This is a genomic window from Zoogloea sp. (genome assembly GCF_023150065.1).
Classification (GTDB): Bacteria; Pseudomonadota; Gammaproteobacteria; order Burkholderiales; family Rhodocyclaceae; genus Zoogloea.
In genome coordinates this window covers 13,928-40,001 of the sequence record NZ_JAKLLN010000030.1, presented here as the reverse complement: position 1 = coordinate 40,001, position 26,074 = coordinate 13,928, and the positions used below count along the sequence as shown (strand labels likewise).

Below are 26,074 nucleotides of genomic sequence, written 5' to 3'. Positions count from 1 at the left end.
GGGGTGAGGATGTTTCTGGGGTTGTTGGGCCTGGCGCTGCTGCTGCAGGCGCCGTGGGCGTGGGCGGGCGACGAGGAGCGCAAGCTCGAGGCGGTGTTCATCGGCCGTTTTGCGAGTTACATCGAGTGGCCGGCCAAGCCCCGGGAGCGCTTTGTGATCACCCTGCTCGACGACAACCCCTTCGGCACGCTGCTTGACGACCTGTACCGGGACAAGCGCATCCACAACAAGCCCATCGAGCTGCGCTATGCCACCCGGCTCGATCAGGTGGGAGAGACGGACGCCCTGTTCATCACCCTCGCCAGCTCGGCCGCCCGCGCCGCCGCCATCGACCACGCCCAGCGCAACGGCATCCTGACCATCAGCGAGGCCAAGGGGTTTGCCGAGAGCGGCGGCATCATCCAGCTCGATTTCGTCGAGCAGAAGGCCCGCATCAAGATCAACCACGCGGCGGCCCTCAAGTCGGGCCTGCGCATTGGCGCGCCCCTGCTTTCGATTGCCACGGTGCTGCGGGGGGACAGGCCATGAGCCCTCCCCGGCGCATCGTGCTGTGCCTCGCCCTGACGGTAGGCAGTGTGGCCCAGGCTGCCGACAAGGCGGTTGAGCAGACCAACGACTACTACCGGCGGCCCCTCGACCAGCTGCTGCGGGTGGAGACCCAGGCCAAGGCTGCGGTGGGTTCCCGCGGGGGCGCCCGGGACGCGCTGGATGCCGAAGTCCCCATCGACATCATCACCGCGGCCCAGCTCCAGGCCACCGGCCAGACCGACCTGCAGCGCGCCCTGGCCATGCTGGTGCCGGGTTTCAACGCCCCGCGTCCCAGCATCACCGACGGCACCGACCACGCGCCGCCCTTCACCCTGCGCGGCCTCAGCCCCGACCAGGTGCTGGTGCTGGTCAATGGCAAGCGGCTGCACCAGGGCGCGCTGCTGCACAACAACGGCACGGTGGGCCGGGGCAGCTCCGGTGTGGATCTGGCCACCATCCCCCTGCGCGCCGTCGAGCGGGTGGAGGTGCTGCGCGACGGCGCGGCGGCCCAGTATGGCTCCGACGCCATCGCCGGCATCATCAACGTCATCCTCAAGGGCTACGGCCAGCGCAGCCAGGCCACGTTTACCTACGGGCGCACGGGCGAAGGCGACGGCATCACCCGGCAGGGCACGCTGTTTCATACGCTGCCCCTGGCGGGTGACGGTTTCATCAACCTCAGCGCCGAATGGCGCGACCGGGGCGCCACCAACCGGGCCGGGCCGGATGCCAGTGACGGCGGCCGCATCAACACCCACTTTGGCGATGCCGACACTCAAGACGGTCTGTTCGCCCTCAATGCCGAGCTGCCCCGGGGCGACGCCACCCTGTATCTGCATGGCCTGTATGACCGGCGCCGCAGCAGCGCCGGCGCCTTCTACCGCACGGCGGGCGACTCCCGCAACATCGCGGCCATCTACCCCGACGGCTTCCTGCCGCGGATCGAACCGAAGATCCTGGATTTTTCGGCGACGGCGGGGGTGCGTGGGGTGCTCGATGACGGCGCCCGCTGGGACGTCAGCTACACCCACGGCCACAACGACTACCACTTCTTCGTCAATAACTCCCTCAACACCTCCCTGGGTCTGGCCACGCCCACGTCCTTCGACAGCGGCGCCACGCGCTACACCCAGCAGATCCTCAACGCCGATTTCAGCAAGAAGGTCGGCCGCCACACCCTGGCGGGCGGATACGAGTTTCGCCAGGAGCGCTACCGCATCGTCAGGGGCGATGACGCGTCCTACATGCTCGGCTCGGCCGACAACTTTGCCTACGGCGCCCAGGGCTTTCCCGGCTTCAGTGCGGAGAATGAAGTGTCGGCCCGGCGCCAGGCCCATTCCCTGTATGGCGACCTCAAGTACAGCGCCACCGAGCGCCTGATGCTGGACGCCGCCACCCGCGCCGAGCATTACAGCGACTTTGGCTCCGCCCTCAACGGCAAGCTGGCCCTGCGCTACCGCGCCACGGAAGACCTGCTCTTCCGCAGCAGCGCGAGCACAGGTTTCCGGGCGCCGTCCTTGTCCCAGAGCCACTTTTCCTACACGGGTACCTACCGCAACAGCAACGATGCTGCGGCCCAGTTCTGGGGCAATTTTGCCGTCGATCACCCGGTGGCGCGGGCCCTGGGCGCCACCGACCTCAAGCCTGAAAAATCCCGCCACCTCACCCTGGGCATGGTCTTCCAGCCCTCGTCACGGCTCACCGCCAGCGCCGACGTGTTCGTCACCGACATCCGCGACCGCATCCTGCCCACCGGCTACATCTCGGCCTACAGCCTGTCTTCACTGAGCCCCCAGGCTGCCGACGTACTGGCCCGGAACAACATCGACGGCGCGGTGTATTTCACCAACGCCATCGGTACCCGCACCCGCGGCCTCGACCTGCGCCTGGACTACAGCCGCGAACTGGAAAACAGCGCCCGGCTCAAGCTGGTGGCCGCCTACCAGCGCAGCCGCACCCGCATCACCAAGGTCAATCAGGCGCCCGACGTGCTGGGCGTCAACATGACCGACCTGATCCTCGACCCCTTCACCCGGGTACTGATTGAAGGCAGCCAGCCCGCCGACGCCATCAAGCTGTGGTCAAAATACAGCCAGGGCATCTACGACCTGGTGCTCAACCTCAACCGCTTCGGCAAGTTCTACAGCGTCAGTGCCTACGACCGGGTGGCCTTCTCGGCCAAATGGACCCTCGACGCCGAGCTCTGCCTGCGTCTCAACAGGGATATGAGCCTGGCCCTGGGCGCCGTCAATCTCTTCGACGTCCGCCCCGATAAATGGGGCCAGACCGACGACAGCCTGGTGGGTGCCGGCAAGGTGATCCAGTACTCCCAGTACGCCCCCTTCGGCTACAACGGCGCGTATTACTACCTGCGGCTGGGCGTGGATTTCTGAAAGCGATTGGCTTGGCAGGCTTTGTGAGCCGGCACCACGGGACTTCGTCGTCGCCTGGCGGCAGCCCGCATCCCGAAACGGGCCGCGCAGCCGGGTCCAGCCTTCGCCGGGCGAGGTCTGGGCGCAGATCAGCTTGTCGGTGAGCCTGCTCTGCCACAGGTGCCAGGAGGCGGGTTCCGCGCTGGCAGGCGGGCTCAGGAGGAGGCCGGCGATGAGCAGGCTGGCCAGCAGCGCCCGCCAGGCCTTCACAGCCTCAGTCTCCGACGGCCGTGCACAACTCCACCAGCAGCCCGTCCGGGCAGCGCACGTACGACACCGTCTGCCCCCAGGGTTTTTGCACCGGGGGCGCCATCTCCGTAGCCCCGGCGGCCAGCGCGCGGGCGTGGGCTTGGGCCACGTCATCGGTGACGAGGCCGATCTCGAAGCCCAGGGGCTGGGCCGAGGTGTCGGCGTGCACATGCCCGCCAGCGAAGTTCATGTCTCCCAGCTCATGTGCCGCGAAGGACAGTGTCGTTGCGCCGGTCTCCAGCTCGCCGTAGGTGCCGCTTTCGTGGAGAAACTTTCGCGTCAAGCCGAAGGCCGCCTCGCAGAAAGCCAGGGAGGCGGGCACGTCGGGGACGTAAAGGATGGTGTAGGCGAGTTTCATGGGTGTTGTCTCAGGAAGTGGGTCTGGGGAAGCCCGGCGTCGCCGTAGGTCTTGAGCACCTGGGAGATCACCACCTGGTATCCGTCCAGCCAGTTGGCCTGGCGGGCCTTGGCCTCCAGGTGGGTCGGGTGCTGGATGAGCGCCTGCAGGGCCTCCAGGCTGTCCCAGTAATACACATTGGAGATCAGTCCGGTGCCGGGGTTCTCCCAGCTCTCCTCACCCAGGTAGCCGGGGATGTCCTTGGCGGCCCGGGCAATGGCCTCGTCCAGGCGATAGAAGTCTTCGTCGTATTCTTTTTTGGCGAAGATGAAGGTGGAGGAGTACATGACGGTGGGGCTCCAGTGGGTGGCGGGGTCTTTTGCCGCGATGGTAAAGGTTCGGGAACCCGCAATGAGGCGTGCGGGCGTACAGCGTGCGCCGTGGCGCGGCGTTCAGTAAATGGAAACGAGGCTTGCATCGCCCCCGTGGCGTGCCGTTTCGAAGAACGCCCGAAGATCCGTGAGCACTCGCCAGAGATCGCCCAGCTGTTGCTTTTGCTCCTGTGCGTCGGTCGACGGGCGCCAGTAGATTTCGGCGGCTTCGATGGCCTCGGGGATGTAGGCGGCCTCAAGCCTCTCGAAAGACACCGAGCCCAGAAACCCGGCGATTTCACCGGTTTGTGCCGGGCTGAACAGTCGGGCTGGGCCGTAGCCCTGATCAGGGCCCACTTCGACGCCGCCGGACATCAGGAAGGCCATTGGCCAGGTGCCCTCTGCGTTACTGCCAGACAGCAGAAAGTGCAGGATGTGCCAGGCTTGTTCCAGTTCAAAGGTGTTGGCCGCAGGGATAGGTTCGAGTTGTCGGGACGCAGCCGCAGGGCGCGCGGCAGGTTTTCCAAACAGCCGGGCCAGGAGTCCCTGCTTCGGGGAGGGCGCCTCAAAGCCGAGAAGATCACTGATGGCATCCGGTGAGTGCTTCAGGCACTCGGCTTGTTCAGGCGTGATCCGATGGACGTCACAAAGCATGCTCATGGGGGTTCTCCGTGGAGGGCGCTTGCGTCACTGGCAAACCTCGATTTCCTTGAACGAGTAATTTCCGGGAGCGAGATTCCGGATGCGGAATTCAATGACGACGGAAATGACATAGGCCGCTATCGGCTCATTGGGAGCGTAGCTTTTCGGGCGCCAGGCGTAGCACAGCGATAGCTCCTTGCCGAGTAAGAGCGCTCGCGCGCCGGATTCGGCGATGGAGGAGGATCCCGTCTCGGCGGCAACATGCCAGACCGACAGGCTGCCGTCCATGTTCCACGTGGGTTTGGGGAGCTGCTTTACGGGGTAGTCCGCATCGCTGATCCAGGATGGCTTTACGTAGTCGTCGCCCTTGAGCTCCGGGTGTTTCTTCACCGATACATCAATCTCGGATCGTACTGGCAGAACGGATAGGGCTTCATTCCTCTCCCAGGAGTACTTTTGGGGTGGGTTGGGGGCGACGGCGGATGCCGGCGGCGCAAAAAGGCTCAGCGCTGCCAGCAGGGAGGCGATGGCGTGGAGTGGCGCTGAGGTTGATCTTGATCTGTACATATTTTCAATCCGTGGCAATCGTGTGGCGCTTGTAAGTCCCGTGTTCATCCAGCCAGATCAGAAGCCATTCGGAATCCAGTCCAAACACTGAGTCGCGTTGCGGGCCCGTCGCATATATGAGATCCCGCCCGGTGCTTTGAAAGTATGGCGTGTTCATCGACGGGCCCAGCATGGTTTCGATTTCGCTGCGGCTCTTGTGCGGAAGCTGTGCGATGACGGCTGCCAGCATTTTCTGCCGCGGGGTTGCCTGGCCCGGGGGATCGGTTGCGAAACCCGGGTCCAGCCATAGCGCCCTGTTGAAAGGGCTGTCGTAAGAGCCGGTGGGCAGCGTGTTGGGAAGGATGGAGGCCAGTGCGATGCAGATAAAGAAGGCGGCAACCCCCGCCAGGCTGACTCGCCCTGCCGTGCGTGCTGCCGGGCCCATGGCATGCTTGTCGAGTTTGGCGGTGATGAGGGCTCCAATGGCCCAGATGGCAGTGATGGCGAGGAGCGGCATCAACACCATCGACGACAGGATGAGAAGGAAGTGAGTTGTGCTTGCGCCGAAGGCGGGGAAGGCCTTTGGCGTAATCAACAGCAGGCCGAAATAGCAGCCGAACCCTGCAAGGCTGATCAGAAAGGTTCGAGAGCTCATGGGCACCAGATCTTCATATGCGAGGGATTCAAAGATATCTCTCGAATTATGACAAGTGCAGCCCTGGCGCACACGCCCTTCTGCAGCATGCGGCTCAGCCGCCGTGATAGAACAGGTAGCCCACGCCAATTGCCCCGATGAGGCCGACCAGGTCGGCGATGAGGCCGCAGGCGACGGCGTGGCGCATGCGGGTGATGTTGACGCTGCCGAAGTACACGGCGAGCACGTAGAAGGTGGTTTCGGTGGAGCCCTGGATGATGGCGGCGAGGCGGCCGGGGAAGGAGTCGACGCCGTGGGTTGTCATGACATCCACCATCAGGCCGCGGGCGCCGCTGCCGCTGAGGGTCTTCATGAGGCCGACGGGCAGGGCGGGGACGAAGTCGGCGTTGAGGCCGAGGGCCAGCACGACGTTGCGGATGCCGTCGATGAGGTAGTCCATGCAGCCGCTGTTGCGGAACAGGGAGATGGCGGCGAGCATGGCGATGAGGTAGGGGATGATCTGCACCGCCACGCCAAAGCCGTCGCGGGCGCCTTCGACGAAGGCTTCGTACACATCCACGCCGCGCCAGGCGGCCACACCCACGAAGAGGACGATGAGGGACAGGATGACGCCGCTGCCCAGCACACCGATGGTCTGGGCCATCTGCTCGGCGGGCAGGGGGGCGAGCCAGGCGTAGAGGCCCGCCATCAGGGCGGCAAAACCGGCAAACACGGCGAGCACCGGGGCGCACAGCAGATTGATGCGCTGCCACGCAGCCACGGCGATGAGCCCGGCGGTGAAGGAGATGAAGGTGCTCAGCAGGGTGGGCAGAAAGATGTCCGCCGCGTTGAAGTGGGTGAGCCCCTGCTGTACGCCCATGCTCTGGCGAATGGCGATGACCGAGGTGGGGATGAGGGTGATGCCCGCGGTGTTGAGCACCAGGAACATGATCATCGGGTTGCTGGCGGTGTCCTTGCGGGGGTTGATCTCCTGCAGTTCGCGCATGGCCTTGAGGCCCAGGGGCGTGGCGGCGTTGTCGAGGCCGAGCATGTTGGCGGAGACGTTCATCACGATGCTGCCGCTGGCGGGGTGGCCGGGGGGGATGTCGGGGAAGACGCGCCGGAAGAAGGGAGCCACCAGCCGGCCGAAGAGCTGGATGAGGCCGCCCTTCTCGCCGATCTTCATGATGCCCAGCCACAGACTCATGATGCCGACGAGGCCGATGGCGATGTCGAAGCCGGTTTTGGCGGTGTCGAAGAGGCCGCTGAGGAGGCGCCCGAAGATGCCCATGTCGCCCTGCAGGGTCTGCACGAGGGCGGCGAGAAATCCGACGAGAACGAAGGCGACCCAGATGCGGTTGAGCACGGTGCGGTGGGGCGGCGGCCCGGGACGGTAAAGCTCCGCAGTCTAGCGGGCGGGGGGCCGGCCTGTCATCGCCGGGGCAGATCCCAGGCCACCTGCAGGGCGGCGTAGTCGGCCTCGGGAAGCTGGGCCAGCAAGGGCTGGCGGGCGGGGTCGAGCCAGTGGGCCAGCTGGCGCATGTGGATGAGGTTCATAGCGGTGCAGCCGGCGGTGGGGGCGCCGGGGCTTTCCCACACGTGCAGGAAGATGCACGACCCGGCACCAGGCAGGGGCGGGTTGCTGTTGTGGGCCACCACGGCGCCCAGGGCGTAGCGGGCGTCCGGGCGCAGCATGTCTTCGCAGGAGGCCCAGTCCCGGGGGGTGTGGCGGGCATCGACCAGGCAGTTGTAATGGCGTGAGGCGGGGTCGTCCACGCCTTTCAGATCCGGGTGGGCCGGGTGGTAGGGCAGGCGGTAGTCGCCGTTTGGGGAGGCGCCGAACAGGGCGGTGAGGGCAAACACGCCGGCCGGCGCGCGTCCGTCGCCTTCCTGCTTCTGTCGCCCCGGCTGGGCGGGGTGCCGCCCCCGGCCCCAGGCCAGGCCGCTGCGGCCCAGGGTGACGGGGATGACTTCGCCCACAGCTTGCCAGGGGCCGCCCGGCGGGCGTTCGAAGGCTTGCAGGTGTCCGGTGGTGGCGTCCTCGTGTTCGGCGAGAACGCGCAGGAGCTGGGTGCTGTAGCGGGTGGGCACGGCGGGGTCGGTGGGTGCGGGGAGCTGATTATCGCGGATCAGGGCCGCCGTCGGGGCTCAGTGCCCGGTAATGCGCAGGGCCAGCAGGGCGATGACCGCCAGTCCCAGGAGGGCTGTGGTGGCTTTCCAGAACATCACCGGGTTGCGCTCGATCAGCGGCGTGCTGCGGCGGTGGGTGAACTCGTTGCCCGGCGCCTTGAGATCCTGGACGAATTCCGAGATGACCTCCTGGCGTCGGGCTGGGTTGGGGTGCAGGGCCTTGGCGAGGACGGCGTCCACCCAGGTCGGGAGATCGGGCCGGTGGTGGCGGGCGGGGATGTAGCGCAGGCGGCGCAGGTCGTCGGCGCTGCGCACCCGGGCGGCCTCGAGGCCGTAGGGGAGCTGGCCGGTTAGGAGCTGGTAGCTGAGGGTGGCCAGGGCAAACAGTTCGCTGCGCGGGCTGCCGGGTTCGCCCAGCAGGACTTCCGGCGCGGTGTATTGCAGGCTGCCGGGCACGGCGGAGGCCAGGGCGTCCCGGTGGGTTTCGGCCAGGCCCTCCACGTGGGCGCTGGCCAGGTCGATGAGCTTGACCGTGCCCTGGGCGTCGATCATCACGTTCTCGGGGCGCAGATCCTGATGGAGCATCTCGCGGCGGTGCAGGGCCTGCAGGCCCTGGGCGATCTGGGTGACGAGGCCGCGCACGCTGTCGAGGCCGGGCTGGGGGTTGTCCACCCGCCACTGGGCCAGGGTCTGGCCCTCGATGAACTCCATGGCCACGAAGAGGTGGCTGCGGGGCCGCTCGCCGGGCCAGGTCCTGACCACGTGGGGGCTGTTCACGCGCCGGGCGATCCATTCCTCGAGGACGAAGCGGTCCAGGTATTCCGGGTCCTGCTGCAGGTCCACCGAAGGCGTCTTGATGACCCAGGGCTGGCCGCTCTGGTCGTCGATGGCCAGGTGCAGGTGGCTGCGGGCGCTGACCTGCAGCTCGCGCAGGATGGTGAAGCCTTCAAAGGCCATGCCCGGGGCGAGGACCGGAGGCAGGCGAAGCCCGGCACGGCCGAGCTGGGGGTGGGGGGCGTCCCGCGCAGGCAGGCTGTCGATGCGCAGCAGCTGCAGGGTGGCGTCGTCGTCGGAGCCCCGCGCCCGGGCCAGGGCCACCAGTGTGGTGGCGGCGGCGTCCAGGTCGGCGGGATGGGTGGCGAGGGTCTGATGGATGTCATCGGCCTGGATGTGGCCGTAGGCGCCGTCGGTGGCCAGCAGGTACACCTCGCCGGCCTCGGCTTCCCAGCCCCGGTAGTCGATCTCCACGTAGGGCCCGGCGCCCAGGGCGCGGCCCAGGTAGGACTCGGAGGACGACAGGCGCACACGGTGGTCGTCGCTGAGCTGTTCGAGGGCCTGGGGGTGCAGGCGGTAGATGCGGGAATCGCCCACGTGCAGCAGGTGCAGCTCGCGCCCCTTGAGGATCAGGGCGCTGAAGGTGCAGACGTAGCCCCGGTCCTTCTCGAAGCGGGCGTCGCTGCCCATGGTCTGGGCGTGGAGCCAGGCGTTGGTGGCGCTCAGCACCCGCTCGGCGGCGCGGCGCACCGACCAGGCCTCCGAGGTGGCGTAATAGTCTTCGAGAAAGGAGCGGACGGCGGTCTGGCTGGCCAGCTGGCTGACCTGACTGGAGCTGATGCCGTCGGCCAGGGCCAGGACGACGCCCTTGCCGGCGAGCTGGTGCCCCCGGGGCAGGCAGGCGCCGTGGAAGTCCTGGTTGATGTGGTCGTCGGCCGCCAGGGAGGCCTGACCGACGGTGACGTGCAGGCCGGCGGTGCGCATGGGCGGGTCCCTGGCGGTGGCGGGGTCAGGCGGCGCGACGCTTGGGGGCCGTCTTGTAGTGGGTGGAGTAGAGGGTGGCGCCGACGAAGGTGAGGCCGCCCACCAGGTTGCCCAGCACGGTGGGGATCTCGTTCCAGATCATGTAGTCCATGAAGGTGAAGTTGCCGCCCAGCATGAGGCCCGACGGGAACAGGTACATGTTGACGATGCTGTGCTCGAAGCCCATGTAGAAGAACACCAGGATGGGCATCCACATGGCGATGACCTTGCCGGAGACGCTGGTGGACATCATGGCGGCGACCACGCCGGTGGACACCATCCAGTTGCACATGACGGCGCGGATGAACAGGGTCAGCATCCCGCCGGCACCGTGGGCGGCATAGCCCACCGTGCGGCCCTCGCCGATGTGGCCGATCTTCTGGCCGATGGCGTTGGGGGCCTCGGTGAAACCGTTGGTGAAGATGATGGCCATGAACACGGCCACGGTCAGGGCGCCGGCAAAGTTGCCGGTGAACACCAGGCCCCAGTTGCGCAGCACGCCGTTCCAGGTGGCGCCGGCGCGCTTGTCCATCACCGCCAGGGGGGCGAGGGTGAACACGCCGGTGAGCAGGTCGAAACCCAGCAGGTAGAGCATGCAGAAGCCCACCGGGAAGAGCAGGGCACCGACCAGCGGGTTGCCGGTGTTGACCGACACGCTGACCGCGAAGGCGGCGGCCAGGGCCAGGATGGCACCGGCCATGTAGGCGCGGATCAGGGTGTCGCGGGTGGACATGAGGAGCTTGGATTCGCCAGCGTCCACCATCTTGGTGACGAATTCGGCAGGAGCGAGGTAGGCCATTTTTTGGTCCTTTTGTGGGGTCAGGCGATCAGGGGTGAAGTCGGGTCAGCCCAGGGCGACCCGGACGCGGCCGTCCTCGATGCTCACCGCGTGGGCGCGCACCGAGTGCTCGGGGGCTTCCAGGCAGGCGCCGGTGGCCAGGTCGAAGTGGTTCTTGTACAGCGGCGAGGCCACCACGATGTGCTCACCCAGGTTGCCGACCAGGCCCCGGGACAGGACGCTGGCGCCGGACTTGGGGTCCACGTTGTCGATGGCGTAGAAGCCGGCGTCGCCGACGCGGAACACCGCCACGTGGCGGTCCTCCACGAGGGCGCAGACGCCAGTGTTGGGCAGGATCTCGTCCACCGTGCACACGGTGGTCCAGGCGAGGGGGGCGTTGCTCATGTCGGGCTCCTCAGGCGGGCGTGGCAAGGGTGTCGAGGTCGGCGGCGCGCTCTTCGGGGCGGGCGGGGCGGATCTGGCCGCGCTCTTCCACGAAGATGATGTGCTCGTCGGCCTTCTCGCTATTGACGAAGGAACGGAAGCGCTGGCGCACCGCGGGGGTGGTGACGGCGGTCTTCCATTCGCACTGGTAGGTGTCCACCACCAGCTGCATCTGGGCTTCCAGCTCGGCACCGAGGCCCAGGCTGTCGTTCACCACCACGTCCTTCAGGTAGTCGAGGCCGCCTTCCAGGTTGTCGCGCCAGGTGCTGGTGCGCTGCAGGCGGTCGGCGGTGCGGACGTAGAACATCAGGAAGCGGTCCACCAGGCGTACCAGCTCGGCCTGGGTCAGGTCGGCGGCCAGCAGCTCAGCGTGGCGCGGCTTCATGCCGCCGTTGCCGCACACATAGAGGTTCCAGCCCTTCTCGGTGGCGATGATGCCCACATCCTTGCCCTGGGCTTCGGCGCACTCGCGGGTGCAGCCCGACACGCCGAACTTGATCTTGTGGGGGGCGCGCAGGCCCTTGTAACGGTTCTCCAGATCCACCGCGAAGCCCACGCTGTCGCCCACGCCGTAGCGGCACCAGGTGGAGCCGACGCAGCTCTTCACGGTACGCAGGCTCTTGCCGTAGGCGTGGCCGGATTCGAAGCCGGCGGCGATCAGCTCTTCCCAGATGAAGGGCAGCTGCTCGACGCGGGCACCAAACAGGTCGACGCGCTGGCCGCCGGTGACCTTGGTGTAGAGGCCGTACTTCTTGGCCACCTGGCCCACGGCGATGAGGCCGTCAGGGGTGACTTCACCGCCGGCCATGCGCGGTACCACCGAGTAGGTGCCGTCCTTCTGGATGTTGCCCAGGAAGTAGTCGTTGCTGTCCTGCAGGCCGGCCAGGTCTTTCTTGAGCACGAACTCGTTCCAGCACGAGGCGAAGATGCTGGCGGCGGCGGGCTTGCAGATGTCGCAGCCGAGGCCCTTGCCGTGCTTCTGCAGGAGCTCGTCGAAGGACTTGATCTCGCCCACCTTGATGAGGTGGAAGAGCTCCTGGCGGGAGTAGGGGAAGTGCTCGCAGAGGTGGTTGTTCACCGCCATGCCGCGCTTGGCCATCTCGGCCTTCATCACCTGGGTGACCAGGGGCACGCAGCCGCCACAGGTGGCGCCGGCCTTGGTGCAGGCCTTCATGTCGCCGATGGTGGTCACGCCTTCGCCCACGGCAGCGCAGATCTGGCCCTTGGTGACGTTGTTGCACGAGCAGATCTGGGCGCTGTCGGGCAGAGCATCGACGCCCAGGCCGGGCTTGGCCTTGCCGTCGCTGGACGGGAGGATCAGGAATTCGGGGTCTTCCGGCGGAGCGATGCCGTTGAGGGCCATCTGCAGCAGGGTGCCGTACTCGTCGGCATTGCCCACCAGCACGGCGCCGAGCAGGCGCTTGCCGTCTTCGCTGACCACGATCTTCTTGTAGATCTGCTTGCGCTCGTCGGTGTAGCGGTAGCTGCGGCAGTTGGGGGTCTTGCTCTGGGCGTCGCCAATGCTGGCCACGTCCACACCCATCAGCTTGAGCTTGGTGCTCATGTCGGCGCCGGCAAAGCGGGCGTCGGTCTGGCCGGCGATGTGGCGGGCCACCACGCGGGCCATGTCGTAGCCGGGGGCGACCAGGCCGAAGAGCTGTTCCTTCCAGGCGGCGCACTCGCCGATGGCGTAGATGTCCGGGTCGCTGGTGCGCAGGTGGTCGTCCACCGCGATGCCGCCGCGGGGCCCGACCGCCAGGGCGTTCTGGCGGGCCAGCTCGTCCCGGGGGCGGATGCCGGCGGAGAACACGATCATGTCGGCCTCCAGGTGGCTGCCGTCGTTGAAGACCATGCGGTGGCGGGCACGGGCGCCGTCGGTGATCTCCACGGTGTTGCGGCTGGTGTGCACGCGCACGCCCAGTTCTTCGATCTTGCTGCGCAGGATGCGGCCACCGTCGTCATCCACCTGCACCGTCATCAGGCGCGGGGCAAATTCGACCACGTGGGTTTCGAGGCCCAGGTCGCGCAGGGCCTTGGCACATTCCAGGCCAAGCAGGCCGCCGCCCACCACCACGCCGCTTTGCGAGCGGGCGCCGCATTCGGTCATGGCTTCCAGGTCTTCGATGGTGCGATAGACGAAGCAGTCGGCGCGGTCATTGCCCTTGACCGGCGGCACGAAGGGTGCGGAGCCGGTGGCCAGCACCAGCTTGTCGTAGGGCAGCACCTCGCCGTCGGCGGTGGTGACCGTCTTGTGGTGCCGGTCGATGGCGGCAGCCCGGGTCTTGAGGCGCAGGGAGAAGCCGCTCTTGTCGAAGAAGCCGGGCTCTACCAGGGAGAGATCGTCGGCGCTCTTGCCGGCGAAGAATTCGGACAGATGCACCCGGTCGTAGGCGGCGCGAGGTTCCTCGCACAGCACGGTGACTTCGGTGGGGACGGATGCCTGGAGGTGAAGTTCTTCGAGGAACTTGTGACCCACCATGCCATGACCAACAACAATGATTTTCATGATTAATCCTGCACGTCCAGGTCTCCCTGGGGGCCGTGCGGGATATCCATGCCGGGCTCAGAGAATGAGCGGCGCAGACATCATGGCCCCCGCGAAACGCGGATCAAAATCGGGTTGGAACAACGAGGTGGCGGGTGCTTGCGCACGCGACTCGCTCGGGTTCCGCCGTCGTTGGCGGAGGCAACTAAGCCCGCGGCGACACTGCCAGCGGGTGATGAGTATTAAGCAGGTATCGTGCCGGGTTGGGTTTTCACTGAATCAGCGGGTTTGCGGGTGGGGGTGAGCCCGGACGGGCCGGAAGAGGCGCCAAAATGGTGCGCTGCGGTGTCCACATTGGCGCATGGAGGGTGGGCGGCTTCTTCCGTGGGGTCGAATTCATTCGACCTCCTCACGCCGATCACCGGCAAGCCGTCGAGCGACGTCCGCGGTCGAATGAATTCGACCCCACAGGGGCTACCTCAGCCGGCCTTCTTCTTCCAGCTGGCGCGGCAGGTGTCCTGCAGGTAGTTCATCACCAGGGTGGTGTCGTCGCTGTCCAGTTGCTGGCGGGCTTCGGGGCCGAGGTCGTCGTCCCACAGGCGGCGTACGTCGGACTGGTATTCGAAGGGCACGACGTTGTCGATGAAGCGGCTGACGGCGGTTTCGTTGAAGCCGGATTGGCGGAAGTTGTCCCAGATCCGGGTGGCGTCGCGCTTGAGCAGGCTGCGGGTGGGTTCGAGGCCGGTGGCGATCATCAGCAGCACGCCGCACTGCACGTCGGTGTGTTCACCCTGGTTGCCGGTGATGCGGGTCCATTCCTCGGCGCAGGCCTTGTCGTGGTGGGTGATCTCGCTGACGGAGCTGGTGTCGAAGAAGAACAGGCCGGAGAAGCGGTCCTGGTTGCGGTAGATCTCGGTGGCCGGGATGTCGCGAATGATGGGCAAAACTTCGGCCACAAAGCGCTCGGTCTCCCGCGTCATCAGCCGTTGCACGGCCGGCGGGGCGTCGGCGAGCCAGGTGTCGAGGGCAGGGAAGCTCGCGCTGCGCTTCTTGCGCGCGGCTTCGTGGAGTTTCATGAAGCGGTCGACGCTGAAGAAGCCGGCCGGCTTGCGTTCGGTGAGGAGGACCAGCAGGGCGCTGTTGATCACCGATTCGCAGAACACGTGCCATTCGTCGGCGTCGTCCCGATCCACGCCGAGCTTGCCGGCGAGCCAGTAGGTGGCGTCGATGTAGTGCTGGTTACGCTCGCGGCCGGCGTGTTCGGCCAGGTAGCGGGCGTAGGTGATCGGGGTTTCAGCGGTGCATTTGGCGAGGAAATCCTTTTCGCTCTCGCGGAAGATCTCCGGTGCGCCGAGGAGCCGCTCGGTGGGCAGGCTGTGCAGCTTGCGCAGGCGGTCGGCGCCGGCCTTGGACAGGGCCAGCAGGGTCTTGTCGCGGAGCAGGCGGCCGGCCAGGTCGATCTTGCCGCCGGACTCGGCTTCGAGGGCCAGGCTGACCAGGGTCACTAGGCGGGTGCGGGCGGCTTCCAGCTCCGGGCGCAGGTTGGGGGTGCCGAAGTAGGTGGCCAGTTGCACGATGCCCTTGGCGCCTTCACGTCGCAGGGCGTCGAGCCGGGTGGCGTCCACCAGGCCTTCCAGGCGGGCATGGCACAGCACCCGCTCGAAATAGGGGCGGGTGTCGACGGTGGTGAGTGCGGTATCAGCGAACATCGGGTGCGGGGCGCTGCGCCGCAGGGGCGCAGCGCGCTTTCCTGGTCAGATGGCGGATTCCTCGTCGTCCTCGTCGAGCTTCGGCACGCCGGGCTCGGCGGATTCGGGCAGAGGCATTTTGGCGGCTTCGGCGGCGCGGTGCAGGCGGTCCTGAATCTCGATGATCAGCAGCTCGAAGGTGTCGGAGAACTCGTGACGCAGCACCCAGGCGGTTTCCATCCAGTCCGAGTCGGCCACTTCGGAGCGCGACATGCGCACCCGCACCATCTCGATGGCGTCGCCGATCTCCAGGCCCTGGTCGAGCTCGTCCACGCGCTCGGCGTCCCAGGTGATGGCGGACTTGGGGGCGAAGGCCTTCTCCAGGTCGATCTCGGCCTCGAAGACGCCGTGGTAGGCCAGGGCCAGCAGGGAGTCGTAGTGATCGGTGAAGTAGTCGGCCAGCACGCGCACGCCGTCGTCGTGCTCCACCAGGCAGTCCAGCACCTCGGCGCAGGCGGCCGGGCTGCGGTGCATCACGGCGTTCATGGTGTTGCGCAGGCGCGGCACGTATTTCTCGATGGGCTCGCCGTACTGGCGTTCGAGCACGATGGCCTGGACGAACTGTTCGGGGCTGACCAGCAGATTGACCACCGATTCCTTGCTCGCATCGAATTCGCGGATCACCGCCAGGACGTCCTTGGGGGCCATCTCGTCGAGGACTTCGACCAGGGCGTGATCGCCCTCCTGTTCGGCGACGACGACGAGGTGGGCTTCGGCCCGGGAGATCTCCCCGGCCAGGATGAGTTCGCGGGTTTCCTTGATGACTAGCTGGGTCATGAACGGTCTTTCTTAACGGTCAACGGCGTCGAAGCCCTGCTCGGACATCCATTCTTCGCCGGCTTCGCCGAGGTCGTCGGTGTTGTCTTCGTCGTCTTCATCGCGGCTGGCTTCGGGGGCGGAGCGGGCGCTGAGGCCGCTGCCGAGCAGCCATTCGAGCACGGCGGTGGTGACGAGGAAGCTCTCGCCACCGTCCTTGTCGAGGCAGATGTTGATCAGGGGGCGGGCCCACGGGGCGATGTCGAGGCAGGCCTCGAGCTCGGCCCAGGAGGGAAAGCCCTCGTCGCCCGGTTCGCTGTTGGAGGCGGTGTGCAGGAGCTTGCCGGTGCTGAAGCCGAAGGCGCCGTGGAAGGCCGGGGCGACCATTTCGGGGGCGGTGTCGATCATGCCGAGCAGGAAGGAGAACTCCTTGTGCTTGTCGCGCACGCGCTTGTTGAGCACATCCTTGCCTTCGGAGTCGGAGCGCAGGTCGTCGATCTCGCTGGCGTAGCGCTCGAAGATGTCTTCAAAGTAAAACGAGGTCAAGAAATTACCTTTTCAATGTAGGACGTCCACAGGGAGGTGGCTTCCTGCAGGGGGTCGTCAATCAGGTTGCGCCGGCGCAGGGCGTCGTAGTCGCGCCGCTTTGCATCGTCGGAGAGGATGTCGTAGGCCGCCTGGATGTGCCGGAAGCGGTCGGCGGCGCCGGGGTCGGGGTTGCGGTCCGGGTGGTACAGGCGGGCCGCCTTGCGGTAGGCCGTCTTGATGTCGTCGGCCGCGGCCGTCGGCGAAATGCCCAGGGTTTCGTAGGGGTCACGCATGGCGTTAAACGGGAAAGGCGCCCGGGCAGATCAGGGGCGGGTCACGGGAAGCCCCTGATTATAAGGTAAAAAAGGGCCTGCCCGCGAGGGCGGGCCATTCCAGGGTGACCCCTGGGGCGTCAGCGCGGGGGCGGCAGGCGTTCGGCGAAGGCGTCGGCGGGCATGGGGCGGCCGAAGTAGTAGCCCTGGGCGTAGTCGCAGCCGAGCAGGCGCAGGTCGTGGGCGATGTCGGCGGTTTCGACGCCTTCGGCGAGCACGGCGATCTTGAGGCTCTTGGCCATCTGGATGACGGCCCGGACGATGGCGCCGGCGTCCGGGTCGGTGGGCAGGTCGCGGACGAAGGACTGGTCGATCTTGAGCTTTTCGACGGCGAAGCGGCGCAGGTAGGCGAGGCTGGAGTAGCCGGTGCCGAAGTCGTCGATGGCCAGGCGCAGGCCCATGGCGTGGAGCTGGCGCACGGTGGCGAGCACTTGTTCGGTGTCCTTGACCAGCACGTTCTCGGTGATTTCGAGTTCGAGCAGGGCCGGGTTGGCGTCGCTGTCGGCGAGGGCCTGGCGCACGGTTTCCACCAGGTTGCCGCGGGCAAACTGGAGGGGCGAGAGATTGACGGCGAGCACCAGGTCGCGGTGCCCGACGTCCTGCCAGGCGCGGGCCTGGCGGCAGGCTTCACGCAGCACCCATTCGCCGATCTCGACGATCAGGCCGCTGTCTTCGGCCACGGGGATGAACACGCCCGGGGGCTGCATGCCCAGATCGGGGCAGTTCCAGCGGATCAGGGCTTCGGCGCCGACGATGCGGCTGTCGCCCAGGTCGATCAGGGGCTGATAGTGGAGGACGAATTCGTTGCGTTCAAGGGCACGGCGCAGGCGGTTCTGGATATCGAGGCGCTGCACCGCGTCCTCGTTCATCTGCTGGGAGTAGAAGCGGAAGGTGTTGCGGCCGGCTTCCTTGGCGTTGTACATGGCCGCGTCGGCGTTGCGGATCAGGGTGTCGAAGTCGGTGCCGTCCTCGGGGTGGACGGCCAGGCCGACGGAGCACGAAACGCTCATCTCCTGGCCGGCGAGGAGGCAGGGCCGGGCGAGGGTGTGCATGATCTTTTCGACGATGGGGGCAATGTCGTCGCTGTCGCGGATGTCGGTGAGCAGGACCAGGAATTCGTCGCCGCCCTGGCGGCTGACCGTGTCGGTGTCGCGGGTGGTACTGCGCAGGCGGTCGGCAAAGGTCTGCAGCAGGGCGTCGCCGGCCGGGTGGCCGAGGCTGTCGTTGATCTGCTTGAAGTGGTCCAGGTCGAGGAGCAGCAGGGCGACCCGGGTTTCGGCCCGCACGGCATGGGCGAAGGCCTGTTCGGCCCGGTCGCGGAGCAGGAAACGGTTGGGCAGGCGGGTGAGCAGGTCGTGGCGGGCGAGAAAATCGGCGCGTTCCTCGGCGGCCTTGCGCTCGCTGAGGTCGGAGAACATCGCCACGTAATGGAGGATCCCGGCCTGGTCGTCTCTGACGGTGGAGACCGACAGCCATTGGGGAAAGATGGCGCCGTTGCGCCGGCGGCTCCAGGCCTCGCCGTTCCAGTGGTCGGTGCGGGCCAGTTCGTCGAGGAGTTGGTCCAGAAAGCCCGGGGCGTGATGGCTGGCGGCGATCAACGGGGCTTCGGTGCCGACGACTTCATCGGCGCTGTAGCCGGTCAGGGCCGTGAAAGCGCGATTGACCGAGATGACCCGGCGTTGGCTGTCGGTGATCAAGATGGCGTCCCGGCTTTCGCTGAAGACGGTGGCGGCCAGCTGAAGCTGGCTATGGTGGTGGCGGGTGGCCTCGATGTCGGAGGTGACGTAGCCGGCATGCGGGGGCTTGTCACGGCTGTCGCGCAGGTCGGTGATGAAGCCGGCGGCGCCGCTGATCGTTCCGTCTGCCGCGTTGCGGGTGGTGATGGTGTTGACCAGGGCGGGTATCACGCTGCCGTCCTGGTGCAGCAGCTCCAGGCGGTAGTTGCGTCGCTCGCTGGTGGAGATGCAGTTGATCGGCTGACACAGGGCGGCGCGGCTGGCCGGGTGGACGAAATCGGTCGTGGGGCGCCCTATGAGCGCGTCGGGACTGCAGCCCAGCAGCTGCCCGAGGGTGTCGTCGGCTTCGATGAAGCATCCCTGCGCGTCCACGACGAAGAAGCCATCAGTCGGACGGGCAAGGAGTTCGCGGAACACCGTTTCCCTGTTCCGGAGGCGGGAGCCGGGAGGGGGATGAAAAGGGGTGTGCAGTTCCATGGCCGGGGAAAGATGATTTCCCCGGGATATCGGCATGGGATGCCGAAACTTGAAAGAAACGACCCCGGCATGCCGGGGCCCTTACTGTCAGCCGGTGAGCCCGAGGCGATCGCACAGGGCGATGGTGGGGCCGGCCTGGTTCATGCTGTAGAAGTGCAGGCCCGGCGCGCCGGCAGCGATGAGCTTTTCGCACAGGTCGCTGACCACGTCGAGGCCGAAGGCCTTGATCGAATCGCTGTCGTCGCCGAAGGATTCGAACTTGCGGCGCATCCAGCGCGGGATCTCGGCGCCGCAGGCGTCGGAGAAGCGCGCCAGCTTGGAGAAGGACACGATGGGCATGACACCCGGCACGATGGGCACGCCAATGCCCAGGGCGCTGCATTCGTCGCGGAAGTGCAGGTAGGCGTCCAGGTTGTAGAAGTACTGGGTGATGGCCGAGTCGGCGCCGGCGTCCACCTTGCGTTTGAAGGCCAGCAGGTCGTCCTTCGGGCTGCGGGCCTGGGGGTGGTATTCGGGGTAGGCGGCCACTTCGATGCGGAAGTGACTGCCCGTCTCGGCGCGGATGAACTCCACCAGCTCGTTGGCGTAGCGCAGCTCGCCGGGGTCGCCCACGCCGGAGGGCAGGTCGCCACGCAGGGCGACGATGCGGCGGATGCCTTCGTCCTGGTAGCGCTGAAGGATGGCGCGGATCTGGTCGCGGGTGGAGCCGATGCACGACAGGTGCGGGGCGGCTTCGTGGCCTTCGCGAAGGATCTCGAAGACGGTCTCGAAGGTGCGCGCCTGGGTGGAGCCACCGGCGCCGAAGGTGACGGAGAAGAACTCCGGCTTCAGCTCGGCCAGCTTGGCCCGGGTGGTGCGCAGTTTGTCGGCGCCTTCGGAGGTCTGGGGCGGGAAGAACTCGATGGAAATGGGGGTCTTGGTGGACACGATGGTTCCTCGCAGGCCCGCCGGCAGGGCATGCCGGGCGGGCGTGGATCACGGCGGCGGGGCGGGGGTGAGCCCGCCCCGGTGGGCCGGGCTCAGTAGCGGTAGTGCTCGGCCTTGTAGGGGCCTTGCTTGGCCACGCCGATGTAGGCGGCCTGCTCGTCGGTCAGCTCGGTGAGTTGGGCGTTGAGCTTCTTGAGCTGTAGACGGGCAACCTTTTCGTCCAGGTGCTTGGGCAGCGTATACACGCCCACCGGGTAGTCGGCGGTACGGGTGTACAGCTCGATCTGGGCGATGGTCTGGTTGGCGAAGGAGCTGGACATCACGTAGCTCGGGTGGCCGGTGCCGCAGCCCAGGTTAACCAGGCGGCCCTTGGCGAGCAGGATGATGCGCTTGCCGTCAGGGAAGATCACGTGATCCACCTGGGGCTTGATCTCTTCCCACTGGTACTTTTCGATGGAGGCGACATCGATCTCGTTGTCGAAGTGGCCGATGTTGCAGACGATGGCCTGGTCCTTCATGGCGGCCATGTGGTCGTGGGTGATGACGTGGAAGTTGCCAGTGGTGGTGACGAAGATGTCGGCCAGGCTGGCGGCGTACTCCATGGTCACCACGCGGTAGCCTTCCATGGCGGCCTGCAGGGCGCAGATGGGGTCGATCTCGGTGACCCACACCTGGGCGGACAGGGCGCGCAGGGCCTGGGCAGAGCCCTTGCCCACGTCGCCGTAACCGCACACCACGGCGACCTTGCCGGCGATCATCACGTCGGTGGCGCGCTTGATGCCATCCACCAGGGATTCGCGGCAGCCGTAGAGATTGTCGAACTTGGACTTGGTGACCGAGTCATTCACGTTGATGGCCGGGAAGCGCAGCTCGCCGCGCTGGTGCATCTGGTACAGGCGATGCACGCCGGTGGTGGTCTCCTCGGTGACGCCCTTGATGGCGGCCAGGCGCACGGAGTACCAGGTCGGATCCACGGCCAGCTTGGCCTTGATGGCGGCAAACAGGATGGTCTCTTCTTCGGAGGAGGGCTTGGCGATGACCGACAGGTCCTTCTCGGCGCGGGCGCCCAGGTGCAGCAGCAGGGTCGCGTCGCCGCCGTCGTCGAGGATCATGTTGGAGAAACCCCCGTCGGCCCACTCGAAGATACGGTGGGTGTAGTCCCAGTAGTCGGTTAGGGACTCGCCCTTGACGGCGAACACCGGGATGGCCTGCGCGGCGATGGCGGCGGCGGCGTGGTCCTGGGTGGAGAAGATGTTGCAGGAGGCCCAGCGCACTTCGGCGCCCAGCGCGGTCAGCGTCTCGATCAGCACCGCGGTCTGGATGGTCATGTGCAGGGAGCCGGTGATGCGCGCGCCCTTGAGGGGCTGGGCCGCGGCGAACTCGTCGCGGATGGCCATCAGGCCGGGCATCTCGGTTTCGGCGATCTTGATCTCCTTGCGGCCCCATTCGGCCAGGGAGAGATCGGCGATGACAAAATCGGTGAACTTTTCAGCCACAGTGTTCATGAGAATTCCTCGAACGTGTGGCCGGGAAGGGACTACGGGTGGCTGATCATCGAGGGCTCACCACGTCTCCCCGTGCCCGGCACGGGTTTGCAAACAAAGCATGGACGGGTGAGCGCGGTTGCTGGCGCCTGCGGCGGTGCTCTGCCACGGGCACTGACATCGAGCCTGGGACGGCGGGCCTTGCACCCGGCGGTCTTGCAGCGCTCCTCGAAACTGGTCGGGGATTATAGCGGATCGAAGCGGTGTTTCTTGAGAAATTCCTGCCGCCTGTCGAAGCTGCCCCTACAGGGCGGCCTCCAGCACCTTGCCGAAGGTTGTCGCGTCCTGGAAGCCCACCACCCGCAGGGTCTTGCGCTCGGTGCCGGCGGCGTCGAAGAAGATGATGCCCGGTGGGCCGAAGAGGCTGAAGCGTTTGAGCAGGGCCTTGTCGGCGTCGTTGTTGGCGGTGACGTCGGCCTGCAGCAGCTGGAAGCCCTCCAGCTGGCGGGCCACGGCCGGGTCGGCGAAGGTGAAGCGCTCCATCTCCTTGCACGAGATGCACCAGTCGGCATAGAAGTCGAGCATCACCGGGCGGGTGGCGGTCTTGAGGATCTGGTCGAGCTCGTCCACCGAACGCACCCGCTGGAAGGCCGTGTGGGCCGTGGCCGGGGCGGTGGCGGCCTGGGCGCGCAGGATGGCCAGGGGTTGCAGCGGATCACGGGAGCCGGCCAGGGCGCCGATGAAGAGGGCCGCGCCGGCCAGCAGGGCGAGCACGCCGAAGCCCTTCCAGAAACGCTGCCAGCCGCTGGCGTGGGCAGGCAGGGGGTCGAGGGCGTGCAGGTAGATGGCCGAGAACACCAGCAGGCCGGCCCAGGCCAGCATGGGCACGATGGCCGGCAGTACCGGGGACACCAGCCACACGGCCACCCCCAGCAGCATCACCCCGAAGGCGCGCTTGACGCCTTCCATCCATGGGCCGGGTTTGGGCAGGGCGCTGCGGGCCAGCACGCCGACGACGATCAGCGGGGCGCCCATGCCCAGGGCCATGACGAACAAGGCCGCGCCGCCGAGCACGGCATTGCCGGTCTGGGCGATGTAGAGCAGGGCGCCGGCCAGGGGGGCGGCCACGCAGGGGCCGACGATCAGGGCCGACAGGGCGCCCATGGCGATGACGCCGCCGGGGGAACCGCCCTTCTGGTGGTTGGCATTGTCGGACAGGCGGCTCTGCAGGGCGGTGGGCAACTGCAGTTCGTAGAAACCGAACATGGACAGGGCCAGCACCACGAAGACCAGGGCGAAGCCGCCCAGCACCCAGGGGTTCTGCAGCGCCGCCGACAGCAGGGTGCCCGACAGGCCGGCCGCCACGCCTGCCGCGGCGTAGGTGAGGGCCATGCCCAGCACGTAGAGACTCGACAGGCCGAAGGCGCGGCCTTTGGAGATGGTGTGGCCGTGGCCGACGATGATCCCGGACAGGATGGGGATCATGGGGAAGACACAGGGGGTGAAGGTGAGGAGCAGCCCGAAGCCGAAGAAGCTGGCCAGCACCATCGCCGTGCCGCTGCCGTCCAGCAGGCGGGCGATGCGTCCGGATTCATCGTGCTCGCTGGCCGACGCAGGGGCAGGCGCGGGGCTGCTGCTGGCGGGGGCTTCCTGGCCCAGGGCCCGGGCCAGGAAGCCCCCCTGGCCGCCGCCGCTGGCCAGGGCCACCTTGAGGGTGCTGGTCTGGGGCGGGTAGCAGATGCCGATGTCGGCGCAGCCCTGGCTGGTGAGCTGCAGGTCGAAGGGGGGCTGGCCGGCGCTCACCGGCAGGGTGAACACCAGTTCCTTGCGATAGATCTCCACTTCGCCAAAGGCGTCGTCCTTCTTGGGCTTGCCCGGGGGCAGGGCGGGTTCGCCAAAGCGGATGCCCTCGGCCTCGAACTTGAAGCGGTGGCGATACAGGTAGTAACCATCGGCCACCTGGAAGCGGATCTCCACGGCCTTGTCGTCGAGGGCGCGGGCCGAGGCGCGGAAGGCCTGTTCGACGGGCAGAGGCTCCTGGGCATGGGCAGACAGGCCGGCGCAGGCCATGAGGAGTGCCACGGCGAGGCGCAGCAGGAAGGCGGGCAATCGGATCATGGACGGCAGTTTACGGGGCACCGCAGGGGGGCGGCACCCGGATGGATCAAGAATCGATGGATCAGGGCAGGTGTTCGACGGTCTCGGCGCCGATCCAGGCCAGGTAGGCGGGCAGGCCCTTGTGGAGTGGGATCGCGATGATCTCGGGAAGTTCGTAGGGGTGGGCCTCGGTGAGGGTCGCCTGCAGGGCCGGGTAGCGCAGCAGGGTGGTCTTGATCAGCATGGGCACCTCGGCGGCGCTCTCGATCTGCTCCTGCCAGCGATACACCGAGGTGCAGGGGGCGAGGATGTTCACGCAGGCGGCGAGGCGTTGTTCCACCAGCAGGCGGGCCACGGCCTTGGCGGTGTCGGCGTCGGGCAGGTTGGTGAGGACGAGCAGGGTTTCTTCGGGCGTGGTCATGGCTTACTTGAGCAGGCGACGGCGGGTGAGGCCCAGGGCCAGCCAGAAGGCCAGCACGGTGATCAGGGCGAGGACACCCAGGTGCAGGCCGATCTGGGCCGGCACCTGGCCCAGCAGCAGGGGGCGGATGAGGCTGACGGCGTGGCTCAGGGGCAGGGCCGAGGCGATGAGCTGCACGCTGTCGGGGAGCTGACCCTGGGGAAAGAACACCCCCGAGAGCAGGGTCATCGGAGTGATGAACAGGGTGAAGTAGTACATGAAGAAATCGTAGCTCGGCGCCAGGGCGGTCATGATCAGGCCGAGGGCGGCAAAGCACAGGCCGGTGAGGAAGACCACCGGGATGGCGGCCAGGGCCAGGGGGGAGGCGGTGAAGCCGAAGGCGGCGATCACAGCCAGGATGGCCACCCCGGCCAGACAGGACTTGGACGCCGCCCACACCAGCTCGGCGGCGACGATGTCGTCGAGGGCGATGGGGGCGTTCATGATGGCCTCCCAGGTCTTCTGCACGTGCATGCGCGAGAAGCCCGAGTACAGGGCCTCGAAGGTGGCGGCGTTCATGGTGGAGTAGGCGAGGGTGCCACCTGCCAGGAAGGCGATGTAGGACACGCCTTCGACCTCGGGCACCAGCAGGCCGAGGCCGTAGCCCAGGCCGAGCATGTAGATCACCGGGTCGGCCAGGTTGCCGACGATGGACGGCAGGGCGAGCTTCTTCCAGACGAGAAAGTTGCGCCGCCAGACGGCGAGAAAGCGCAGGGACAGGCGGGGCGGGGCGAAATGGAGGGCAGTGGCGTGGGGCATTGGGGGTCAGTCGTCGGTGGGGGCCGGGTCCCGGGGGCCGCGCCGCAGCCAGGGGATGAAGTCCCGGTCGGCCCCGAGGGCGTGGTGATCCACCAGATCGTAGGCCAGGAATTCGATCAGCTTGCCGGTGGGCAGGGTGCCCATGGCGCTCTGGCCGGAGAGGGCATCGAGCTTGGCGGACAGGACGCGGTGGGCCTTGGCGTGCTGTTCATGGCGCGGGTAGGCGACGCTGCTGAGGATGGCCTCCTCGTCGCGGAAATGGCGTCGGGTGGCGTCGGACAGGGCCCGGATGGTGGTGTGGATCTCGGCGGGCGGGCCAGCTTCGCGCACCAGGTTGAGCAGGCGGTTGGCCAGTTCGAAGAGGTTCTGGTGCTGGGCGTCGATGATCGGATCGCCGACGCAGTGCCCGTCCTCCCAGGTCAGCCGGTCGAGGCGGTTGCGGTGCTTGATGCTGCGTTCGTCGAAGGCGCTTTCGGGGGCCGCCTCGACCCGGTTGCGACCGGCGTGTTTGGCGGCGTAGAGCGCGCGGTCGGCGCGGGTCAGCCAGGCGTTCCAGTCTTCCTTCGAGACGCATTCCGCCACCCCGAAGCTGGCGGTGACCGACCCGACTCCGGCAAAAGGCTGCCGGCACACCGCCAGGCGCAGCTTGCCGGCCAGGGTGATGGCGCCGGCCAGGGGGGTGCTGGGCAGCAGGACCACGAACTCCTCGCCGCCGTAGCGTCCGAGTACGTCCAGGTCGCGGCATTCTCCGGCCAGGCGCAGGGCGAACTCGATCAGCACCTGGTCGCCCACCGGGTGCCCGTGGGTGTCGTTGATGTGCTTGAAGTGGTCGATGTCGGCAATGATTATCGAGATGGGGTGGCCGAAGCGGCGGAAGCGGTGCATCTCGCTCAGGGAGGCTTCCTCGAGGCGCCGGCGGGTCAGCAGCCCGGTGAGGGGGTCGGTGACCGAGCGCGCTTCCATTTCGGCCAGGGCCTGGCGCAGCAGATCCTGGCGGCTGTCGTTGTCGGTGAGATCGACGAAGCACAGCAGCAGGTGGTGGCCATGGCGGCGTGCCTGGGTGCGCAGGTGCCGCGGGCTGCCATCGATGCTCAGCATGTCCGATTCGATGTCGTCCCGGGCGTTGCCGTCGGGGGGCGGAGGGCACATGTCCGGGGTGTCGGGGAGACGCGGGGAGGCATGTACCCGCTTCCACCAGTCCGGAAAAGGCTGGGCCGGGTGTCCGAAGTTTTGGCGGAAAGCCTCGTTGCTGCGGATGAACTGGCCGTTGCCGGGGTCGATGAGGGCGAGGGCTACCGGCAGCCGCTCCAGGATGGCTGCGCAGTCGAGGCTGTCCGGAAGGGGAGAGAAGCCCTGTGACATCGTTTCAGGATAGGTGTCCGGTACCGGGCTGTCCA

General features: G+C 67.1%; 24 protein-coding genes and 1 riboswitch. Of the genes, 2 read left to right on the top strand and 22 right to left on the bottom strand.

Features of this window, described 5'->3' with window-relative positions:
* Positions 1-9 precede the first annotated feature (9 nt).
* Both L6Q67_RS21730 and L6Q67_RS21725 read left to right on the top strand, forming a co-directional pair.
* The gene (locus L6Q67_RS21730; protein WP_296574897.1) at positions 10-528 is read left to right on the top strand and encodes a YfiR family protein; all 519 of its coding nucleotides are present in this window, start codon (positions 10-12) and stop codon (positions 526-528) included.
* Complete coding sequence (locus L6Q67_RS21725; RefSeq protein WP_296574847.1) at positions 525-2,921, top strand: TonB-dependent receptor; 2,397 nt, start codon at positions 525-527, stop codon at positions 2,919-2,921. The genes L6Q67_RS21730 and L6Q67_RS21725 overlap by 4 nt, the downstream gene beginning before the upstream one ends.
* 253 nt (positions 2,922-3,174) lie before the next feature.
* On the opposite strand, the gene L6Q67_RS21720 is transcribed toward L6Q67_RS21725, so the two are convergent.
* The 22 genes from L6Q67_RS21720 to L6Q67_RS21615 form a co-directional block, all read right to left on the bottom strand.
* Positions 3,175-3,567: a VOC family protein gene (locus L6Q67_RS21720; RefSeq protein ID WP_296574844.1), complete on the bottom strand. Its 393-nt coding sequence runs from the start codon at positions 3,565-3,567 to the stop codon at positions 3,175-3,177.
* Positions 3,564-3,893, bottom strand: coding sequence for an antibiotic biosynthesis monooxygenase (locus tag L6Q67_RS21715; protein WP_296574841.1), 330 nt, complete (start codon positions 3,891-3,893; stop codon positions 3,564-3,566). The genes L6Q67_RS21720 and L6Q67_RS21715 overlap by 4 nt, the downstream gene beginning before the upstream one ends.
* A 105-nt stretch (positions 3,894-3,998) precedes the next feature.
* Positions 3,999-4,577 carry a YfbM family protein gene (locus L6Q67_RS21710; protein WP_296574838.1) on the bottom strand — a complete coding sequence of 193 codons (579 nt, stop codon included), beginning with the start codon at positions 4,575-4,577 and terminating at the stop codon, positions 3,999-4,001.
* 27 nt (positions 4,578-4,604) lie between these two features.
* Positions 4,605-4,949, bottom strand: a complete 345-nt coding sequence (locus L6Q67_RS21705) for a hypothetical protein (protein ID WP_296574835.1) — start codon at positions 4,947-4,949, stop codon at positions 4,605-4,607.
* A 181-nt stretch (positions 4,950-5,130) separates the two neighbouring features.
* Positions 5,131-5,760: a hypothetical protein gene (locus L6Q67_RS21700; RefSeq protein ID WP_296574832.1), complete on the bottom strand. Its 630-nt coding sequence runs from the start codon at positions 5,758-5,760 to the stop codon at positions 5,131-5,133.
* 94 nt (positions 5,761-5,854) lie between these two features.
* Positions 5,855-7,105, bottom strand: a complete 1,251-nt coding sequence (locus L6Q67_RS21695) for a nucleoside recognition domain-containing protein (protein WP_296574829.1) — start codon at positions 7,103-7,105, stop codon at positions 5,855-5,857.
* 65 nt (positions 7,106-7,170) lie between these two features.
* A complete protein-coding gene (locus L6Q67_RS21690) occupies positions 7,171-7,830 on the bottom strand; it encodes a L,D-transpeptidase family protein (protein ID WP_296574824.1) in 660 nt (219 codons plus the stop codon).
* A 57-nt stretch (positions 7,831-7,887) separates the two neighbouring features.
* The gene (locus tag L6Q67_RS21685; RefSeq protein WP_296574822.1) at positions 7,888-9,627 is read right to left on the bottom strand and encodes a bifunctional protein-serine/threonine kinase/phosphatase; all 1,740 of its coding nucleotides are present in this window, start codon (positions 9,625-9,627) and stop codon (positions 7,888-7,890) included.
* Between the two features lie 25 nt (positions 9,628-9,652).
* On the bottom strand, positions 9,653-10,465 hold the full coding sequence (locus L6Q67_RS21680) for a formate/nitrite transporter family protein (protein WP_296574817.1): 813 nt from the start codon (positions 10,463-10,465) through the stop codon (positions 9,653-9,655).
* Between the two features lie 45 nt (positions 10,466-10,510).
* Entirely contained in the window at positions 10,511-10,849 is a 339-nt protein-coding gene (gene nirD, locus L6Q67_RS21675; protein ID WP_296574814.1) for a nitrite reductase small subunit NirD, read from the bottom strand.
* A gap of 10 nt (positions 10,850-10,859) precedes the next feature.
* Positions 10,860-13,394 (bottom strand): nitrite reductase large subunit NirB, encoded by a 2,535-nt coding sequence (gene nirB / locus L6Q67_RS21670; protein ID WP_296574812.1) that lies wholly within the window; start codon positions 13,392-13,394, stop codon positions 10,860-10,862.
* 458 nt (positions 13,395-13,852) lie between these two features.
* Positions 13,853-15,082, bottom strand: a complete 1,230-nt coding sequence (locus tag L6Q67_RS21665; protein WP_296574808.1) for a hypothetical protein — start codon at positions 15,080-15,082, stop codon at positions 13,853-13,855.
* A 45-nt stretch (positions 15,083-15,127) separates the two neighbouring features.
* A complete protein-coding gene (locus L6Q67_RS21660; RefSeq protein ID WP_296574806.1) occupies positions 15,128-15,898 on the bottom strand; it encodes a hypothetical protein in 771 nt (256 codons plus the stop codon).
* Between the two features lie 12 nt (positions 15,899-15,910).
* A complete protein-coding gene (locus L6Q67_RS21655) occupies positions 15,911-16,423 on the bottom strand; it encodes a hypothetical protein (protein ID WP_296574803.1) in 513 nt (170 codons plus the stop codon).
* The gene (locus tag L6Q67_RS21650; RefSeq protein ID WP_296574799.1) at positions 16,420-16,698 is read right to left on the bottom strand and encodes a DnaJ domain-containing protein; all 279 of its coding nucleotides are present in this window, start codon (positions 16,696-16,698) and stop codon (positions 16,420-16,422) included. Before L6Q67_RS21650 ends, L6Q67_RS21655 begins: the two co-directional genes overlap by 4 nt.
* Before the next feature lie 119 nt (positions 16,699-16,817).
* Positions 16,818-18,890 carry a bifunctional diguanylate cyclase/phosphodiesterase gene (locus L6Q67_RS21645; RefSeq protein ID WP_296574796.1) on the bottom strand — a complete coding sequence of 691 codons (2,073 nt, stop codon included), beginning with the start codon at positions 18,888-18,890 and terminating at the stop codon, positions 16,818-16,820.
* A 147-nt stretch (positions 18,891-19,037) separates the two neighbouring features.
* The gene (gene metF, locus L6Q67_RS21640; protein WP_296574793.1) at positions 19,038-19,877 is read right to left on the bottom strand and encodes a methylenetetrahydrofolate reductase [NAD(P)H]; all 840 of its coding nucleotides are present in this window, start codon (positions 19,875-19,877) and stop codon (positions 19,038-19,040) included.
* A 92-nt stretch (positions 19,878-19,969) separates the two neighbouring features.
* A complete protein-coding gene (gene ahcY, locus L6Q67_RS21635) occupies positions 19,970-21,382 on the bottom strand; it encodes an adenosylhomocysteinase (protein ID WP_296574790.1) in 1,413 nt (470 codons plus the stop codon).
* Positions 21,383-21,485: 103 nt separating this feature from the next.
* Positions 21,486-21,597: riboswitch (S-adenosyl-L-homocysteine riboswitch) on the bottom strand.
* A gap of 67 nt (positions 21,598-21,664) precedes the next feature.
* On the bottom strand, positions 21,665-23,479 hold the full coding sequence (gene dsbD / locus L6Q67_RS21630) for a protein-disulfide reductase DsbD (protein ID WP_296574787.1): 1,815 nt from the start codon (positions 23,477-23,479) through the stop codon (positions 21,665-21,667).
* Between the two features lie 61 nt (positions 23,480-23,540).
* Positions 23,541-23,879, bottom strand: a complete 339-nt coding sequence (cutA, locus tag L6Q67_RS21625) for a divalent-cation tolerance protein CutA (protein ID WP_296574784.1) — start codon at positions 23,877-23,879, stop codon at positions 23,541-23,543.
* A 3-nt stretch (positions 23,880-23,882) separates the two neighbouring features.
* Entirely contained in the window at positions 23,883-24,677 is a 795-nt protein-coding gene (locus L6Q67_RS21620) for an ABC transporter permease (protein ID WP_296574782.1), read from the bottom strand.
* A gap of 6 nt (positions 24,678-24,683) precedes the next feature.
* Positions 24,684-26,039 carry a diguanylate cyclase gene (locus L6Q67_RS21615; RefSeq protein ID WP_296574771.1) on the bottom strand — a complete coding sequence of 452 codons (1,356 nt, stop codon included), beginning with the start codon at positions 26,037-26,039 and terminating at the stop codon, positions 24,684-24,686.
* Positions 26,040-26,074: the final 35 nt, after the last annotated feature.

Coding starts and splice junctions, on each gene's coding strand:
- nirD (WP_296574814.1), bottom strand. CDS start 10,849: ATGAGCAACGCCCCCCTCGCCTGGACCACCGTGTGCACGGTGGACGAG.
- L6Q67_RS21715 (WP_296574841.1), bottom strand. CDS start 3,893: ATGTACTCCTCCACCTTCATCTTCGCCAAAAAAGAATACGACGAAGAC.
- L6Q67_RS21680 (WP_296574817.1), bottom strand. CDS start 10,465: ATGGCCTACCTCGCTCCTGCCGAATTCGTCACCAAGATGGTGGACGCT.
- L6Q67_RS21620 (WP_296574782.1), bottom strand. CDS start 24,677: ATGCCCCACGCCACTGCCCTCCATTTCGCCCCGCCCCGCCTGTCCCTG.
- cutA (WP_296574784.1), bottom strand. CDS start 23,879: ATGACCACGCCCGAAGAAACCCTGCTCGTCCTCACCAACCTGCCCGAC.
- L6Q67_RS21720 (WP_296574844.1), bottom strand. CDS start 3,567: ATGAAACTCGCCTACACCATCCTTTACGTCCCCGACGTGCCCGCCTCC.
- L6Q67_RS21730 (WP_296574897.1), top strand. CDS start 10: ATGTTTCTGGGGTTGTTGGGCCTGGCGCTGCTGCTGCAGGCGCCGTGG.
- ahcY (WP_296574790.1), bottom strand. CDS start 21,382: ATGAACACTGTGGCTGAAAAGTTCACCGATTTTGTCATCGCCGATCTC.
- L6Q67_RS21665 (WP_296574808.1), bottom strand. CDS start 15,082: ATGTTCGCTGATACCGCACTCACCACCGTCGACACCCGCCCCTATTTC.
- L6Q67_RS21685 (WP_296574822.1), bottom strand. CDS start 9,627: ATGCGCACCGCCGGCCTGCACGTCACCGTCGGTCAGGCCTCCCTGGCG.
- L6Q67_RS21615 (WP_296574771.1), bottom strand. CDS start 26,039: ATGTCACAGGGCTTCTCTCCCCTTCCGGACAGCCTCGACTGCGCAGCC.
- L6Q67_RS21725 (WP_296574847.1), top strand. CDS start 525: ATGAGCCCTCCCCGGCGCATCGTGCTGTGCCTCGCCCTGACGGTAGGC.
- L6Q67_RS21650 (WP_296574799.1), bottom strand. CDS start 16,698: ATGCGTGACCCCTACGAAACCCTGGGCATTTCGCCGACGGCCGCGGCC.
- L6Q67_RS21700 (WP_296574832.1), bottom strand. CDS start 5,760: ATGAGCTCTCGAACCTTTCTGATCAGCCTTGCAGGGTTCGGCTGCTAT.
- L6Q67_RS21710 (WP_296574838.1), bottom strand. CDS start 4,577: ATGAGCATGCTTTGTGACGTCCATCGGATCACGCCTGAACAAGCCGAG.
- L6Q67_RS21660 (WP_296574806.1), bottom strand. CDS start 15,898: ATGACCCAGCTAGTCATCAAGGAAACCCGCGAACTCATCCTGGCCGGG.
- dsbD (WP_296574787.1), bottom strand. CDS start 23,479: ATGATCCGATTGCCCGCCTTCCTGCTGCGCCTCGCCGTGGCACTCCTC.
- nirB (WP_296574812.1), bottom strand. CDS start 13,394: ATGAAAATCATTGTTGTTGGTCATGGCATGGTGGGTCACAAGTTCCTC.